This is a genomic window from Streptomyces sp. NRRL F-5755 (assembly GCF_001279365.1).
Taxonomy (GTDB): Bacteria; Actinomycetota; Actinomycetes; order Streptomycetales; family Streptomycetaceae; genus Streptomyces; species Streptomyces rimosus.
Genome location: NZ_LGCW01000167.1, coordinates 1 through 974, shown reverse-complemented (window position 1 = coordinate 974; position 974 = coordinate 1). Strand labels below are relative to the sequence as shown.

The following is a 974-nucleotide window of genomic DNA, read 5'->3' as shown; positions in this document are numbered from 1 at the left end:
TGACCGCCGTCGGCGTCGGCCTCGGCGTGGCGCTGCTGCTGGGCGCCTCCTCCGTACCGAACCTGCTGAACAACCACTCCGAGCGGACCAACGCGCGCAACATCGAGTTCGGGGAGCACGACGGGAAGCGCTCCGACCACTCGTTCCTCTTCCACCGCGTGGGTTCCCAGTTCCGCGGTGACAGCGTGGACGGCGTCCTGCTGCGTCCGGAGGGCGGCCACCCCGTACTGCCGCCCGGCGTGGACACGATGCCCGGGCCGGGCGATGCGGTCGTCTCGCCCGCCCTGAAGGAGCTCCTGGAATCCCCGGACGGCAAGCTGCTGCACGACCGGCTCCCGTACCGCGTGATCGGCACGATCGGGCAAGCCGGCGTGATCGGCCCCAGCGAGTACTTCTACTACGCGGGCAGCGACAAGCTTTCCCTGAAGGACGGGAACGGGACCAACCGCGCCGACGCCTACGGGTGGAAGTTCGAGTCGCGGGACATGGACCCGGTCCTGCTGGTGCTGATCCTCGTGGGCTGTGTCGTCCTGCTGATGCCGGTGGCCATCTTCATCGCCACCGCCGTCCGCTTCGGCGGCGAGCGCCGTGACCGGCGGCTGGCCGCGCTGCGCCTGGTGGGCGCCGACAACCACATGGCGCGCCGGATCGCCGCCGGGGAAGCCCTGCTCGGTTCGCTGTTCGGGCTGGTCGTGGGCGTCGGGATGTTCCTGTTCGGCCGGCAGTTCATCGGCGCGGTCGACATCAGCAGCCTCAACGCCTTCCCCACCGACCTGTCGCCGGTGCCCGCCCTGGCCGTCCTGATCGCGCTGGCGGTGCCGGCGTCGGCCGTCGTCGTCACGCTCTTCGCGCTGCGCGGCATCGCCATCGAGCCGCTGGGCGTCGTGCGCAGCGCGGTGCCGCGCCGCCGGCGGCTGTGGTGGCGGCTGCCGATCCCGGTCATCGGGCTGGCGATCCTGGCGGCGTTCGGCACG

General features: G+C 71.8%; 1 protein-coding gene. It reads left to right on the top strand.

Features of this window, described 5'->3' with window-relative positions:
- Positions 1-974 (top strand): FtsX-like permease family protein (locus ADK86_RS16365; RefSeq protein ID WP_324611394.1); only part of this gene is annotated, 974 nt, incomplete at both ends.